The following is a 15,613-nucleotide window of genomic DNA, read 5'->3' on the forward strand; positions in this document are numbered from 1 at the left end:
GAATCGACAAACTGTAAGCATGCCCTACCAATATTACTGATAAAAAAGCCGAGCGATCTGTGTGATCTTCGGCTTTATGTCAGCCAAACGGATATTCCCAAACCCCAACACCGCCCCATTCCAATCACGAGCATCACTTGATCCATATTCATAAAAATCAAAAGGACGAATGATGATATTTTCAAGCTCTGCTCTACGGCTCCACTCATGTTCAGATATGCCTTGATACCACTTCACGGTCACATGTAGCCCTGCCGCTTGGCTAATCACTTCAAGATCGCCATGAAACTCACTTTTAATCGCTTCTATCATCGCTTCATGCTTGAGTTTGTATGAACGACGCATCTTTCTAATATGACGCAATAAATCGCCTTCGCGAACAAAATCCGCCAAAGCTTCTTGTGTATGAGACGCCGTGTCTCCGGTGAGCGCATCTTTAATCTCAAGACACTTCGCCACCAAATTTTCAGGCACCACTAAGTAACCTAGTCGCAGGCCATTGAACATCACCTTGCTCATGGAACCGACATAGATGATGCGATCATCGAATCCTAATTTTCCCGCTAAGCCTTGCATGCAGGTATAAGGGCGATGAGCAAACTGGAACTCACTGTCGTAGTCATCTTCAATGATCCATGACTGATGTTTGTTAGCCCAATCGATCAACTTGAGGCGTTGCTCAGTATTGAGGGTCGTGCCCATTGGGTATTGGTTACTCGGCGTGACATAGAGAGCCTTAGCATTACTGGACAACACTTTTTCAATATCTAATCCAACCTTTTCACGCACACTCACACCGTCTAGCTCTAGCCTTAACAGATCGATAATTTTATGCACTTGTCGATAGCCCGGCTCTTCCACAAGGATTTTGTCGCCCATCGCTAACGTCGCCATTAATCCGAGTGAGATGGCTTGCTGCGCACCTGCGGTGATGATAATTCTGTCAGCGCTACAATTAACCGAGCGACTACTCGCAAGATACCCACTCAACGCATCCCTCAAGGCCAAGCTTCCCTGAACCTCTTGATTACCCGCAATGTTCTGACGCGTAGAGTGACGTTGCAGCAGCCTCTGCCATTTCGCAAAAGGAAATGCATCTAAGTCAGGAACTCCAGGGGCAAAGCTGCGGTTAATGTCGTTAGGTGTCGCTATGTTTGCCATCGGTTGACTTATTACGTGCTTAACCAGTGCATCCTGAACACTGTTTGGCTGAGACAAACTTAGGAAGTGCTCTGGCTGTTCAACCGAGACATAAAACCCTGAACCTTGCTTGCTCTCGATATAGCCTTCAGTAACCAGTTGTTCATACGCGTAAATCACCGTATTTCGACTTACTGACAATTCCACAGCCAACTTACGTGTTGAAGGTAACTTACTGCCCTTGCTCCATAAATCGTGAACGATCTTCTCTCTGATCGCGTGAAACAAGGCGGTTTGACGCGTGTCATGTTGCTCGTCTAACTGTAGGTCACCGACATCAATAGGCTGCATAACTGGATCCAAATAGTGTTTAAAAGTGGCTCTATTTAATAGACCAGTTAATCGCTACATTAATCAAAAGGCAATGATTAAGGAGCGATTATGTTATCTAACACGAAAAGAACCACGATTAAAAAAGGGGCTCACAAAGCCGTATTTGAACAAGAGAAGCTGCACCAAATTATTGATGAGAGCTTAATCGCACACATTGCATTGCAGGGGGAACAAGGGCCAATGGTTATCCCGATGCTCGCGTGGCGAGTGGATGACATGGTTTACATTCATGGAGCCAAAAACAGTCGCTTATTGAGAGATCTGAAAAAGGGAGAGCCTACCTGTTTAACGTTCACTTTGTTCGATGGTTGGGTGTTGGCTCGCTCTGCATTTCATCACAGTGCACATTATCGTTCTGCTTTGGTATTAGGGTCATTCTCAGTCATCGATGACAACCAAGAAAAGGATCAATTATTAAACATCTTCATTGAGCAAATCGCGCCGGGAAGAACCAATGAAGTCAGGCTCAGTAATGAGAAAGAGCTCACCGCGACCGAGTTATTGGCAATACCGTTAACGGAAGCCTCCGTCAAAATTGGAAAGCATGGTGTGAATGATGATAAGGCTGACATGGATATTCCTGTCTGGGCGGGTGTGTTGCCTTATCGCACCGTTGTAGGACCATTAGAAACCGTTCCAGAGCAAGAAGGCATCATTGAAACGCCAGATTACCAACAAGCTTATGGTGAACGTTGGTATCAAAATTAACACACTTAGGTAGTCAAAAGGATGGAGTTATATACAATCTGAATTACAAAAAATCAACATGACTCATGATGTAATCAGACGATGAAAACGAATAAGGATATCCTACCATTTCAAGGCTTGCTCAATGGCATTGGGCAAGTCTATTTCACACCGTCTGCCATGACGTCGCTTTTGCTGTTGCTTGCCATTTCGATTGAATCACTTTCACTTGCTTTCCTTACCCTGCTTGGCGCAAGTTGCAGTTATGCATTGGCTCGTTATTCCATCAAACAAAGCAAAGACCTTGATAATGGGATGTTCGCGCTAAATGGGGCTTTAATTGGTTTATTTATCGGTAACTTTTTTGGTGTCACACCATTATTGGCTTTGGTGACTGTGTTAGGCGCGTTGCTCACAGTTCCCATTGCCAATATTGTATTCCGCTTTAAGAAATATCGCGGTTACACTAGCGCCTTTATCCTCACCTCTTGGCTGATTTATCTTATCCAATCAAGCTTAGGACTTTCGGTATTTTCTCCATCGAGCTCAGCATTGATACCAATAATCAGTTTTGAGGAAAACTCGTGGTTTAACCTGCCGCCAGTAGTGATCCCGCTCTTAAAAGGGATTAGCCAAGTCAGCTTTATCGAAAATGCATTGTCGGGGCTCGTTATCTTGCTCGCCATCGCGCTTAACAACCTAAAGCATGCCACTTGGGTTGTGCTAGCAGTAATAATAAGCATCATTTTTAGTAAGATGATTGGTGCTTCTAACGAACTGGTAGCCCAAGGTCTTTATGGGTACAACGCCATTCTTGCCACTCTAGCGCTTGTGCTCTATCCGCGAATCCCTTGGCCGCTAATACTATTAGGCATTCTTTTGAGCTGCCTTGTTACACTTGGCTTTCATGAACTGTCACTACAGCCACTCACCGCCCCTTTTATTTTAAGTACTTGGGGGATTGTCTATTTGTCTGGAGTGATGAAAAAAAATCGCGTTACCCGTTAACGGTTTAATCTACCCGATTTAACAAACAAGAGAAAAGCTATCAGTACTTTAAATAAGACTAATCGAGAACATTCATTCTTTCGTAGTTTTTCATGCTCAGAGCTTTTCTTATATCTTTGCCATATCATCTCAATACCTTCGACCATTTCTATTCTTGGAGTCAGCACTCTAGATTGAAAATGCTCAAGTAGAACCTGATAAATCGAATTCTCGAACAAAGGTATATCTTTCTTATGGATAGCTTGAGCTAAACAAAGCCATTTGCTTTTAGGCCTTGTTTTAACATAGCGGTACAACAGTGCTGTACTCAAAGTCACAAGAACAACGATGACAGCGAGTCCGACCATTAGCATCTTGTACTGCTCCACAAAAGAAGCGAAGGTGTGCGACACTTGCCAACTTCGCTCAGGTAAGACAAGAGTTCTTTGCTGTTGATACTCTGAATCCCACCAAAAAACGCTAACCGCAGGAAGCGTAACCCGGCCAGCGTTGTTCACTATATAAGTCATCCTTTCTAACCTTTGAGCCTGACGCACACCCCTTTGCTCATCATCTCTATACTGAGTTGATTCAGGATATACCAAAAATTGACTCGTGAAGGTCTCTGGGAGTGTCGTGATTTCCGGCAAAAGTGCGCTGATGGTGTCGTGTGCAGATAATGTAATTTCACGGGTAATTGCGTCGCCCACACTGAGCTGTTCTTCCAAGCCCTGTGAGCTTTCATTTTGAGAGACAAGCGTCCACTTTTCTTTCAGGTTAGCTTCAGTACCTGTTAACCATTTCTGATCAGAAGTCATATTGGCAGAAGGCTTATGAGCATTGAAAGACAAAGCCTTCGTCATCACCACCCCATCAACATTATTGCTGCCCTGCTTTACGCCAATCTCAAGCGCGACAGGAGGGATTTGATACTCTCCACTATGTAATGGGTAAAGCACAATTTCCCAGAGTTGTTTGGAGTACACTTTCCCATCAATACGTTCTGTGGAGTTCACAGCAAAAGAACTCATAGGCAACACGACCGCATTATCAACCTCGATACGGTTCACCTTGGTGCCTTTGGTAAACCATGTGTCTGTCATCACTTCAATATTTAGAGTAACCTGCTCATGCACTGCAATATCCGAACTGACGTGGCTCAACCACACGTTAAGCCTCACATTGCCTTGATCGTAGAGCGAAGCTAGCTGCTGGCTATAAGCCAAATGACTCATTAAGCTAATGACCAAACACAAAAGCTGAAATAACCTACTTAGCTTCATCTTTCCACTCCGTTTGGTTAGCCACCCCTTGCTGATACTGCAATGCAAACTTGGTTGAGATAAAGCTCGATAGATCACTCTGAACTCGCTTCATCCATTTTTCGTTGGCGCCTGGATCACTCAAGATTTGTTCAGCGGATAAGACTTCTTGAATCACTTGATCTTGTGCTACTTGCTGCTTTACGCCATCCGAGCGTTCTGGCTTATCACCATTTTCTCGGCTCACCTGACGTTCATTGCTTTTCGATTGTTCCTTCGTAAAATTATCAATATAAGCAATAACATCTTCAACAATCTTTAAGTTATGAAGAGCTTCTTGATTGTCAGGGTATTGCTCCAAGATCTCTCGATACAAAGACCTTGCCGCAACAAACTCTTTTTGATTCACCAATGAAGCCGCCGCACCTAATTGCCCCTGTAAGGTATCACTGCGCATGTAGAATTGTTGTGCCACTTCATATTCGCCAGCTTGGTAATAGGCCGTTGCTTTCCAGTACTCATTTTCAAAGATTTGCGCGGCTTGTTGGTATTCTTGATCTTGATAATACAGAGCGCCCTGCTGATCTTTAGTCAGCCAAATATCGACCAACGAAAACTCTGCTGCGTATAAATTAGGGCTGTAAGTCGCGCTATAAAATAGAGAAACTACAACGCACCATTGAACTAGCCAACCTTTTCTAAACCACAATAAATACGGTACCAGCACCACCCACACCAAAGGGTAACTTGCATCAAACCAAGGTTCAGCTTGATCTGCTGAGAGCTCAGCAAAAGACGTTATTTCCCCACTAAGATTTTCTATATCTTGGTTATCTTGAGTAAAAGCAACGAAGTCACCATGCACCGATCTAGCTAATTTCGACAGAGTTTCAATTTCCATAGGTAACGGAGATGGAACATCTTGATTACCAACACCATAAATCAGCAGTTGATAACCTTTTCCCTTGAAATAACCTTGATACTCACGGTAAGCCAGTTGATTAACGGCATCGGTCACCAGCACTACCGTTGCATTGTCAGTTTCAGATACCAATTTGTTGGTGATAGGTAGGGTATATTCCGCAAATTTACCCTCTCTTGGCATTACTTCGGGTTGAATAGCCTCTAATAAAGGCTTAAACACCGCAACGTCTTGCGTTAAAGGCATCGCTAAATGAGCAGTACCCGAGTAGACAACTAACGCTGTTTTCCCTTTACCTTGCAGCTCAATAAGCTCCGCTATTTTTTGCTTTGCTCTAAACAGACGACTTGGCGCAACATCCTTTTGTAACATTGACTCAGAGACATCGAGCACAATCACCAAAGGCGTAGTGTCTTCTGCAAAAGGCGAAGACTGACGATACCAACTGGGCCCGGAAGCAATCACTATCGCGACCAAACAGATGACACTGAGTAGAATGATCGGAAGGTGCTTAACACGAGACGACTCACCAACACGCAAAGCATCAGACAAGTGCTTGGGCAAATGGGTTACCCACGAATTCTGCTTTTGGCTGCGGCGCCAGTTCATGATCAACACCACAATGAGTGGCACGATTAGTAGCAGCCATTCAGGGCGAATAAAATGAAAGTTTCCCATCATAAAGCCCTCCTATTTAGAGTCTCAGGCTTGATACGAAGTCGCAAAACAGACCGAACCACCATAAACACTAAGTGATAGATGAAGGCGATAAGCAAAGGCACATAATGAAGGCTTTGTTTTGGCTGATAACGGTAACTTTCAAACACACTAGGTTCGAGTTCATTGATAGTGTCGTATACGTTATCCAGCTCAGTAGGTGACATCGCTAGAAAGCTCTGTCCCCCCGTCAACTTGGCAACGGTATCAATGATTTCCATATTAATCGCTTGCTCACCTGAAGTGTTCGGGCTCCCCATCGCCACAAGATGAATTTTAATGTTGTGCGCAGCAGCCACTTTCGCGGCATCAATCGGCGGCACTAAGCTGTCGGTATCATTGCCATCGGTAAGCACAATCATCAAATGTTCTCGACTAAGATGTTCGTGAGTAAGGCGTTCGTGCTCATGTTTTTCAGGAGCAAGGTTTTGAGGGTCTAGGTTTTCAGGAACAAGGTCTTCAGGAAAAAGCTGATCAGGTTGAGTACTATTTAAGTCGGGTGACGGCTCTTGCTTGTCTTTCTGATTCTCGGAAAGAAATGTCTTAATACCGAGTCCAATTGCATCGCCTAAATGAGTACTTTGCCCTGCCATTGCAGGCTCGGTTTCATTCAACAGCGCTAACCACGCAGTGTGATCAGCCGTAAAGGGCGATTGTAAAAAAGCAGAATCACCGAATACTATCAGGCCGAGTCGGTCGCCACTTCGCTTTTGACTGAACGTGTCCAACACCTCTTTTGAGGCCGCCAAACGAGTCACTTGGTTACCAGCACGATTAGAGAAATCGTCCGTCGCCATAGAGCCCGACAGATCCAAAACAATCATTACATCACGCCCAGCTAGCTCTCTCGTCTCTTCAGGCCCTAGCCAAACAGGTTTTGCAGCTGCCAATACGACTAAAAGCCAACCTAGAATCAGAGAAGAACGTTGCCAAATACCCGCCTTAATCTGGTTTGAGCCTTTCTCAGCACTCAGACCTAAACTTGATGCCAACGCATCAAAAAAAGGTACTTTCAAGGCAATTTGAGGAGTTTGATGACTCGGCACAAAAGAGTAGATAAGAATCGGCAAGGGCAATAAGGTAAAGACCCAAAGGTATTCAAACTCGATCATCTGTCCCTCTCACATGGCTTTTTACCCACGTAATGGCGCTTAAACGAATCTGACTTAATTCACTTTCGGTCCAGCTATAATCTGATGCGGGCTTGTAGATATCTTGCTGCCATTGCAACAAAAGCGCTCGGTCAAAAATGGGTTGCGGTGAAGAAACAGTGAGGAACTCCCCCCATTCATTGCCACTGAGCATCGCGACCTTACTTCCAGGGAACGAACAACAAGCTACTTGCTTCAACAGACTGTTTATTCTGCGTAACTCTTGTTGCTGGCGCTGATTATCAATGGGGTCTTGTTTACTTCTACTGATCGCTTTTACCGCCAGACGACGATATTTGTTCGCTTTGTAGGAGCGAAAAAGGTGGAACGACTTCCAAGCCCCCCACACCAAAATCAGAACAAAGGTGACTTTCCAACCAATTGTTGTTGGCAACCAACTGACATCCACAGTAGAGGCAGGATCGATAAAACCTTTGAGTAAAACTCGATTATCGGACACGGTAGCCCCCACTCATTTTTTGAATAAAATCAGCTATGTGGTTCCCAGACGTGTCTAATCTAACCACATCAACTCCACCAGCACTCAATAACTGATGGATATCTTGGTAGCCCTGTTGGATTGCTTGGTTGTATCGATGAAGCCTCTCGTTCAATGCAGTATCCGCCAATAGCTGCCACTCACCATCACTAATATGAATCGGTTGAGAAAATTGAAGTTCCAGTTCCATAGGGTCGTTGACAGCGATACCCATCAAATCATTGTGCTGCTTTAACCATTTGATTCGTTGAACATCTTGTTCTGTAGCATCATTGAAGTCGCTGATCATCACGATCAAACAACCCTTTAGCTTTTGCTGCGTTAGCTTAGTCAAAGCATCGGATAACCCTGAACCTGCGACTTCTTTACTTTTATGTTCTGCACGAGACAAATCTTGATTAGCGAGTGCCAGAGACTGAAGAATTCGTGCGACATGTGCTGAATGACGTTGTGGTTTATGCCAGTACAACTGCTCATTTGAAAAGATTAACGCTCCAATGCGATCACTGTCTTTTAATACTTTCCAAGCACAGCAAGCAGCAACTTGAGCTGCCGCCACAGATTTCATGGTATCGACCGATGAAAAGAACATGCTACTGCGTTGATCGACGAGTAACACCACCGGCAGATCTTTTTCTTCACTTTGAACCCTTACATGAGGTTCAAGCATTCTCTGTGTGACATTCCAGTCAATACTGCGAATATCATCACCCATTTGATAGTGTCGAAACTCTTCAAAGTTAAGCCCTCGACCACGGTAACGAGATAAATGGTTACCCGCTTGTCGAGAACGGCTTTTAGCTATGGGTGGCAACGAGAAACCTGTCGACTTCAATTTTGTCGCCATCAGAGATTCAAAAGAACTAACAACCCTTACGTCATCGGACACATTCATAACAACGTTCCCTAAGAAAGAGGCACATTGAGCAGTAGCTCATCAACAATCTGCTCTGCTGTCACCGAACTCGACAAAGCATCAAAACTTGGAGTAATACGATGACCCAATACCGAGACCACGACCGTTCTCACGTCGTCTGGTGTCACATAATCACGCCCAGCTAGCCATGCGTGTGCACGGCTACATTTATCCAAGGCAATTGATGCACGAGGACTTACGCCAACATCGATCCATTTGTCTAAATTAGAATCTGGATACAGATGAGGAAAACGAGTAGCCATCACAAGATCCACAATATATTGCTTGATCGGTTGTGAGGTATGGATTCGCTTTACCGCCTCTTTGCCAGCTGCAATGTGCTCAACACCGCCTTCAAATGCCGCAGCTAGCAATTCATTTTGTTCTTGTTGTAGGGTTCCTGTATCCATACTCTTGTTCACTTCCTCATCCATTACTGCGAGTTCTTCACTACGCACTAGATCAATAATAAACATTTCAGAGTCTCGGTCTGGATAGTCAACATTCACTTTCATCATGAAGCGATCCATCTGCGCTTCTGGTAACGGATAGGTGCCCTCTTGCTCAACAGGGTTCTGTGTTGCTATCACTAAGAAAGGTTCTGGCAATGACATTGTTTCACCCGCAACCGTCACTGTGCCTTCAGCCATCGCTTCTAACAGTGCGGCTTGAACTTTGGCTGGGGCTCGATTAATTTCATCGGCCAACACCATAGAACTGAAAATAGGGCCAGGTTGGAACGCCAGCTTCGACTGCTCTTGATGATAAATCTGCGTGCCAGTTACATCAGAAGGAAGTAGATCGGGCGTGAATTGCACACGGCTAAAGGCCATATTTAATTGTTCTGCCAATATTTTCGCGGCGCGAGTTTTTGCCGTTCCAGGAAGCCCTTCCAATAAAATATGACCGCCCGACAACAACGCAATCATCATAGATTGTGTAACATGAGCTTGGCCGATAATAGATAGGTTTGTCTGTTCAATTAAATGACAAACTGCTGCACGAGTATCTGTGGACATAACGTTACCTTGTAAGGCTACCTAAATAAGCTGTAGTACCTGAATTGGGATATCAGCATTGATTTAATTTGGCAGATAGAGTTGTTTTAGTTTTGAGACAACATTTTGAGGAGCGATAGATTCAAGCTCAGCAAGGCACGTATTCGCATCTTGTCCAGCATTCAACAATGCGTCGCACAAAGCATATAGATAAGCGGGTTGAGCATGATTTTGATAGATAGCTCGGTAGACAGTAATCGCGGTCTCAGCGTCATTTTCTCGGACCAAGGTCGCGTAGGTGTATCCGTAGGACCCGCTATTAGGTTCCAGATCATACGCATTTCTCAGGCGACGTAGCGCCTTCACTCTTTCCCCTGTTCGCAAGTAAGACAAGCCAAGGCTATAGTGCAATGCCGCTGATTCAGGGAACTCAATCAACGTTTGCTGTAGAACATGCTGAGCTTGTTCATCGTCATCAATACCTTTTAAATACTCTGCGTAAGCAATGGCAACCCTAGGCTCTTTACGATTCTCAAATCGATCTAAGTAGATCAGTTCAGCCTGTTGAAATTTGCTTTGTAAGGTGTAGATCCAAGCTCGCTCTAAATCACCATCAAGATCGTTGGAGAGTAAGGTTAGGTGCCTATCGATTGCTGGAGCCAAGCGGTCGAGATACTCACCGGATAACTGCGGCCAAAGAATAATCAAAGTTCGAACAGCCTGCGCTTCAACATCGCGGTCAACATCATCAAGTAATGGGGAGACAACATCCCACTTTGCTTTACCCTGCCACTGTTCTGCGGCTTGTATTGCCGCCAGGCGCATTTGTGGATGTTCAGAACGTGAAGCTCTAGCAACGGCAATAACCGAATTCGGGCCATAATATATCCCTAAGTTAACAGTCGCAGCTGCACGTTGATCTATGGCAAGAGCTTCATTTTGAGAGTACTCCGCGAGTAACTGCTCACGTTGCTCAGCAACAGTTACCACTTGGTTGACACTTGCATTATCTAAAGGTTGAACACTATTCGCCAGAGTGGCACAAGAATAAAAGCTAAGTAGCGTTCCAACAATAATAAGCAACACTGCTGACCAATTGATTAGCTTATGTTTCATACTGGATGACGCTCTATATACAGTTTCTGGGATAACTCTTCAGCTCTCACCATTAGAGCGTGCATGAAATAAATCTCATCTGTTTCCGCAAAATTATGGAATTCAAGCCATTGGTTTAACGCTTCAAGTGTTTGCGCTGGATCTACCTTTACTTGCTTATCACTCATGTAACCCAATGTTTTGAGAGCCGAAACTAACTCTTCATAATTAACCGGAGGCATCATCAATGTGATAAATTGCGGCTCATTAGTCATTAATAGTACATTGTAATTCGCATTCGCCACCTCGTAATTAGTACGTTTGGTCTTGTATTTTTCACCACATTGAGGGTTATTAGGGCGCTTTTGGCAAAGATTAAAAAGCGAAGCAAACTCTGTATATCGTTCACTCTTGGTATTAAAAGCCATATCAATCACAGCTTTTACCGATCCTTGATTAAATAGAGTGTCTGTAGGTGATACCGCGTTAGTCTGAGCGGTAACCGTTTGGCTAATCAGTGCAACAAGCAGCACAATAGTTTTTAGTTTCATCGGATAACGCCTCTATTTAAAATTAATCTTCATTGCATCGCCATTGATGCCTTTATTCACTGGGTAGCCAATAGTCGCAACAACCATTGAAATATAAGGGTCAATATGTGAGAAAAACTGCTTCCAGCCTGCACACAAATAGTTCAAGCCTGTTTCACCATCGAGGGTTTTAATGAAGCGATTTTTCGGACACTCACCAAAACAGGCAAACTGATAATTACACTCGCGGCACTGTTTAGGTAACGTTGACTCTTTTGCTCGGCCAAATTCTTCTTGGCCTTTTGAAAATTGCAGATCTTCAAGCTTAGCATTCTTGATATTGCCAAGTTTGTAGTCGGGATAAACGTAATGGTCACACGCAAAAACGTCACCATTATGTTCGATAGCCAAGCCTTTTCCACACATAGGAGCCAGTGTACAAAGAGGGTTTACTCGTCCCATCCAAGTCTCTACGCAAGATTCAAAATACGGAACATTCACTTTGCCGATGTCGTTTTCCAACCACTCATCAAAAATGGTGCACAGGAAATCTCCCCATTGATGAGCAGAAACGCACCAAGACTCTACAATTGAATTCGGATGACTAGGCTCGGTTTCAGGCATACCTTGAAAAAGAATCTCTTCTTCTGACCACTTCTGTGGTGCTGTCTCTCGGAATGATTTTGGTTCTACGATCGGGATGAACTGCATCTGTGGAGAGCAAATTTCATCGCGCAGAAAGCGGTATACTTCGAGTGGGTTTGAACCAGTGAGGTTATTTACACAGGTCAGCGTCGCAAAGTTAACCTTGTGTTTATGCAGAATGCCTACACCTTTCATGGTTTGTTTAAATGTACCTCGCCCCGAACGGTTGGTACGGTATGCATTGTGAATCATCTCCGGCCCATCAATGCTCAAGCCGACCATGAAATTGTTTTTACTTAAGAACTTGCCCCAATCATCATTAAGTAACGTCCCGTTAGTCTGCAGGTTGTTCTCAATTTTCACGCCTTTTGGGCAGTATTTCTTTTGCAGGCGAACTACGTCACGAAAGAAGTTCACCCCTAGTAACGTTGGTTCTCCGCCTTGCCAATGGAAAACAATCTCTGGAAAATTTTGTTGTTCGATATAGGTTTTGATGTAGGTGTCGAGCATTTCTTCGCTCATTTGAGTCGCACAGCCACGCTCATGGCCTAACAACTCCTCTTTACTTAGGTAGTAACAGTACGTGCAATCAATATTACATGCGGAGCCAATGGGCTTAGTCATGATATTCATACGTTTCGCTGGGGCTGCTTTTGGCAACATAATGGTATTGTGTTGAGCTGATTGGGTCATTGTTATTCCTCTTCTCGTTCACTCACATTCACTGTGCGATTACTTCCCTAAGATAGAAACCTGTAACGGTTATCTGTGACTATTATTCAACAGCACTTAGCAGCCGTAATCAGTAGTATTACGGATTCTGTTCATTGTTCATGAGAACCAAAGGGCGCCTAAAAACAAAAGAGCGTTAGAAAACAAAAAGAGCGATCACAAGGATCGCTCTTTTAAGTGGCTCATCAGTTTTTCAGCGAGGGCTGGCTTGACTCACCTATAAGCTCAATAATATGAGTTTATTACTCAATATTATTCGCTTGTTACTCAATACTATTGGTATTGAGCACGCTGCCAGATATTCATATTCTCAACGATCTTGTCGATAGAGAAAGAACCCGGGACTTGGCGAGGTGGGAATTCTTGGAATGTTTTCAAGAATTGGAATGTGTAAGCTGCACCTAAGTACATGTATGGAACATGCTCAACACGCCATTGAGAGTAACCAATGCCATCTTTATGCGCATTTTCATACGGGTCTTGACGCAGGTTAAAGATATACGGGAAACGCAGTTCTTCGAACTGACATTGCCAAGTTTCAATACCGTGACATTCGTTTGCAGTAAACATCACTTTAAAGTCGCCCATACGAACAGCTGAAATATGACCATCATCAGCTGCATAAACGAAGCCCTTACGAGGCCAATCAACAGAGTTGTCTGCCGTTGTGTTGTTGCCTTTCTTAAGCGCTGGCATTAAGTCAAATCCATCTAAATGAACTTTGTACTCTTTACCATTAAGCTTTTTACCTTTCTTCAGGTCAGCAACAATATTTTTCTCGCCAGCCGCACCCAAGAATGTAGGAGCCCAGTCATTGTGCGCCGCAATTTCGTTTGCAACAGAGCCTGCTGGGATCTTGTTCGGCCAGCGCATCATTGCTGGTACACGGAAACCGCCTTCCCACGTCGAGTTCTTCTCACCGTAGTAACGAGATGTCGCACCATCTGGCCAAGACCATTTCTCTGCACCATTATCGGTGGTGTACGAAACGATAGTGTTATCAGCGATCTTCAGATCGTCCAGCTTATCAAGTAGTTGACCGACCATGTTGTCGTGCTCAACTAGACCATCACCGTATAGACCACCACGTTTTGATAGACCTTTTGATTCTTCTTTCAGGTGAGTCCAAACGTGCATACGCGTTGAGTTAAACCAAACGAAGAATGGTTTTTTCTCTTTATGAGCACGGTCGATAAAGTCTAAAGCAGCTTCTAGGAACTCTTCATCAACGGTTTCCATACGTTTAATCGTTAGAGCACCTGTATCTTCGATACGGCCATCAGCGTATGAATGGATAACGCCACGCGGGCCAAATTTTTTCTTAAAGCCTGGCGCTTGCGGGTAATCCGGATGCTCTGGTTCTTCTTCAGCATTTAGGTGGTAAAGGCTACCCATAAACTCATCAAAACCGTTAGCGGTTGGTAGATGTTCATCGCGGTCACCAAGGTGGTTCTTACCGAACTGACCTGTCATGTAACCTTTAGCTTTGAGCATGGTTGCGATTGTAGGATCTTCTTGGCGCATACCTTCAGCAGCGCCAGGCATGCCTACTTTTGTCAAACCAGTACGCATTGGGTGTTGACCCGTAATAAATGCACTACGACCAGCTGTACAAGAGTTTTCACCATAGAAGTCAGTAAACAGCACGCCTTCATTCGCGATACGATCGATGTTCGGAGTCCAGTGACCTGCTTGGCCTCGTGTATACGCCGAAATATTATCGATACCGATATCATCACCCCAGATAGCTAGGATGTTGGGGTGGCTTGTATCCGTTGTCGCATAACTTGCCATTGCAGTCGATGCAAGTGCCGCGCCCATCGCAAGTTGTAGGAAGGTTTTCTTTTTGAACATAGCTCAAGACCTTTTGTAATTTTAAAAGTAATTTCTTTCCGTGAGCTATTATTTAAGAAACTGAGGAATTGGTAATCAGTAGTATTACTGATTCAAAGAATACTGATATATCGAACATAGATAATATTATTCGATTATATGGTTTAACATTTGACTTGCAGTCCGATAAAAAGCTAGCTTATACATAGTAATATTACTGTTGAGGTTGATTATTTACGATGAAAAATGCTGCTGATATGTCTTTTGAGGATTTGGTGACCGAGCAATCCGATGCGCTAATTGGTTCGCCACCTAAAGACTTTGATGTGACTTGGCGAAAAATAGCGCAGTCAGTCTTAGATTGGTTTGAAATAGACAGAGTCACACTTTTCCCAAACTCAATGATCATACTCAATGATGGTAAGGTATCGACAGTATCGAGAGATGGTATCCCGGAACTTAAGAAAACAATCTTCATTAATGGTAATTATTTAGATTATTTTAAGCAGCTTCGAACAAAGAAAAGTTGGCTTACTTTCGATGATCAAGAAATGAGCAACCATAAAATATCCGTGATACAGACTTTACATGCAGAAGGCGGTCGTTGGCACGGTATCATTCCTCTAAAGCTATTTGGCCAAGACTGGGGGGCACTTTCTTTCTCTAGGTTCACCAGTGATTTAGAACCTTTAACAGAACAAGACATGAAACGCCTAAAACTAATTTGTGACATTTGGCTTTGCTACTGGCAGCATTCAACGATGGTACGTAATTTAAAACAAGACCAACCCACGAATGCGAATGAAAGTGAAAAACTTCTCTTATTATCGCCTAAACAATGCTCAGTTCTCACTCTGCTTGCTCAAGGTTTTACGGCAAAACAATGTGCAGAAAAATTGTTTTTAAGCCCTCGAACCATCGAGTCACATAAGTACCGAATGATCGATATACTGGAGCTTGAAAACAATACCGAGCTTGTCCAGTTTGCACTGCGCAACGGTCTTGGAATCGCCCAATAGTCCTTTCCCCCCTCATAAGTCTCACTCCTAATTGCTGAAAATCATGCATACCATTTTTGCATGATTTTCGTAATACTACTGCTTATA

Annotated in this window: 14 protein-coding genes; 3 read left to right on the plus strand and 11 right to left on the minus strand. The window is 43.9% G+C overall.

What is annotated here, in order from left to right:
* Positions 1-33: 33 nt before the first annotated feature.
* Positions 34-1,491, minus strand: coding sequence for a MocR-like pyridoxine biosynthesis transcription factor PdxR (gene pdxR / locus AC3CID_RS21555; protein WP_488527429.1), 1,458 nt, complete (start codon positions 1,489-1,491; stop codon positions 34-36).
* A 90-nt stretch (positions 1,492-1,581) separates the two neighbouring features.
* Between pdxR and AC3CID_RS21560 the strand changes: the two genes are divergently transcribed.
* Both AC3CID_RS21560 and AC3CID_RS21565 read left to right on the plus strand, forming a co-directional pair.
* The gene (locus AC3CID_RS21560; RefSeq protein WP_488527430.1) at positions 1,582-2,241 is read left to right on the plus strand and encodes a pyridoxamine 5'-phosphate oxidase family protein; all 660 of its coding nucleotides are present in this window, start codon (positions 1,582-1,584) and stop codon (positions 2,239-2,241) included.
* Between the two features lie 81 nt (positions 2,242-2,322).
* Positions 2,323-3,228, plus strand: a complete 906-nt coding sequence (locus AC3CID_RS21565; protein ID WP_114635567.1) for an urea transporter — start codon at positions 2,323-2,325, stop codon at positions 3,226-3,228.
* Here AC3CID_RS21565 and AC3CID_RS21570 read toward each other — a convergent pair.
* The 10 genes from AC3CID_RS21570 to AC3CID_RS21615 form a co-directional block, all read right to left on the minus strand.
* The gene (locus AC3CID_RS21570; protein WP_488527431.1) at positions 3,225-4,442 is read right to left on the minus strand and encodes a BatD family protein; all 1,218 of its coding nucleotides are present in this window, start codon (positions 4,440-4,442) and stop codon (positions 3,225-3,227) included. The genes AC3CID_RS21565 and AC3CID_RS21570 overlap by 4 nt on opposite strands.
* 34 nt (positions 4,443-4,476) lie before the next feature.
* Positions 4,477-6,072, minus strand: a complete 1,596-nt coding sequence (locus AC3CID_RS21575; RefSeq protein WP_488527432.1) for a vWA domain-containing protein — start codon at positions 6,070-6,072, stop codon at positions 4,477-4,479.
* On the minus strand, positions 6,069-7,220 hold the full coding sequence (locus AC3CID_RS21580) for a VWA domain-containing protein (RefSeq protein ID WP_474356728.1): 1,152 nt from the start codon (positions 7,218-7,220) through the stop codon (positions 6,069-6,071). The genes AC3CID_RS21575 and AC3CID_RS21580 overlap by 4 nt, the downstream gene beginning before the upstream one ends.
* Positions 7,207-7,719: a DUF4381 domain-containing protein gene (locus AC3CID_RS21585; RefSeq protein ID WP_488527433.1), complete on the minus strand. Its 513-nt coding sequence runs from the start codon at positions 7,717-7,719 to the stop codon at positions 7,207-7,209. Before AC3CID_RS21585 ends, AC3CID_RS21580 begins: the two co-directional genes overlap by 14 nt.
* Entirely contained in the window at positions 7,709-8,653 is a 945-nt protein-coding gene (locus AC3CID_RS21590; RefSeq protein WP_065205861.1) for a DUF58 domain-containing protein, read from the minus strand. The genes AC3CID_RS21585 and AC3CID_RS21590 overlap by 11 nt, the downstream gene beginning before the upstream one ends.
* An 11-nt stretch (positions 8,654-8,664) precedes the next feature.
* Positions 8,665-9,693: an AAA family ATPase gene (locus AC3CID_RS21595; protein ID WP_488527434.1), complete on the minus strand. Its 1,029-nt coding sequence runs from the start codon at positions 9,691-9,693 to the stop codon at positions 8,665-8,667.
* Between the two features lie 63 nt (positions 9,694-9,756).
* Positions 9,757-10,788, minus strand: a complete 1,032-nt coding sequence (locus tag AC3CID_RS21600; RefSeq protein WP_488527435.1) for a tetratricopeptide repeat protein — start codon at positions 10,786-10,788, stop codon at positions 9,757-9,759.
* Positions 10,785-11,318, minus strand: a complete 534-nt coding sequence (locus AC3CID_RS21605) for a hypothetical protein (protein ID WP_171316545.1) — start codon at positions 11,316-11,318, stop codon at positions 10,785-10,787. The genes AC3CID_RS21600 and AC3CID_RS21605 overlap by 4 nt, the downstream gene beginning before the upstream one ends.
* Before the next feature lie 12 nt (positions 11,319-11,330).
* Positions 11,331-12,641: an anaerobic sulfatase maturase gene (locus AC3CID_RS21610; RefSeq protein ID WP_488528003.1), complete on the minus strand. Its 1,311-nt coding sequence runs from the start codon at positions 12,639-12,641 to the stop codon at positions 11,331-11,333.
* Positions 12,642-12,947: 306 nt separating this feature from the next.
* On the minus strand, positions 12,948-14,528 hold the full coding sequence (locus AC3CID_RS21615) for an arylsulfatase (protein WP_488527436.1): 1,581 nt from the start codon (positions 14,526-14,528) through the stop codon (positions 12,948-12,950).
* 218 nt (positions 14,529-14,746) lie between these two features.
* Here AC3CID_RS21615 and AC3CID_RS21620 point away from each other — a divergent pair, with 218 nt between their 5' ends.
* Positions 14,747-15,526, plus strand: coding sequence for a response regulator transcription factor (locus tag AC3CID_RS21620; protein WP_488527437.1), 780 nt, complete (start codon positions 14,747-14,749; stop codon positions 15,524-15,526).
* Positions 15,527-15,613 lie beyond the last annotated feature (87 nt).

Source organism: Vibrio sp. QJM3NY_21, assembly GCF_057785975.1.

Bases quoted from the DNA above. Each gene is read 5' to 3' on its own strand.
- pdxR (WP_488527429.1), bottom strand. From the start codon at position 1,491: ATGCAGCCTATTGATGTCGGTGACCTACAGTTAGACGAGCAACATGAC.
- AC3CID_RS21560 (WP_488527430.1), top strand. From the start codon at position 1,582: ATGTTATCTAACACGAAAAGAACCACGATTAAAAAAGGGGCTCACAAA.
- AC3CID_RS21565 (WP_114635567.1), top strand. From the start codon at position 2,323: ATGAAAACGAATAAGGATATCCTACCATTTCAAGGCTTGCTCAATGGC.
- AC3CID_RS21570 (WP_488527431.1), bottom strand. From the start codon at position 4,442: ATGAGTCATTTGGCTTATAGCCAGCAGCTAGCTTCGCTCTACGATCAA.
- AC3CID_RS21575 (WP_488527432.1), bottom strand. From the start codon at position 6,072: ATGATGGGAAACTTTCATTTTATTCGCCCTGAATGGCTGCTACTAATC.
- AC3CID_RS21580 (WP_474356728.1), bottom strand. From the start codon at position 7,220: ATGATCGAGTTTGAATACCTTTGGGTCTTTACCTTATTGCCCTTGCCG.
- AC3CID_RS21590 (WP_065205861.1), bottom strand. From the start codon at position 8,653: ATGAATGTGTCCGATGACGTAAGGGTTGTTAGTTCTTTTGAATCTCTG.
- AC3CID_RS21595 (WP_488527434.1), bottom strand. From the start codon at position 9,693: ATGTCCACAGATACTCGTGCAGCAGTTTGTCATTTAATTGAACAGACA.
- AC3CID_RS21600 (WP_488527435.1), bottom strand. From the start codon at position 10,788: ATGAAACATAAGCTAATCAATTGGTCAGCAGTGTTGCTTATTATTGTT.
- AC3CID_RS21605 (WP_171316545.1), bottom strand. From the start codon at position 11,318: ATGAAACTAAAAACTATTGTGCTGCTTGTTGCACTGATTAGCCAAACG.
- AC3CID_RS21615 (WP_488527436.1), bottom strand. From the start codon at position 14,528: ATGTTCAAAAAGAAAACCTTCCTACAACTTGCGATGGGCGCGGCACTT.
- AC3CID_RS21620 (WP_488527437.1), top strand. From the start codon at position 14,747: ATGAAAAATGCTGCTGATATGTCTTTTGAGGATTTGGTGACCGAGCAA.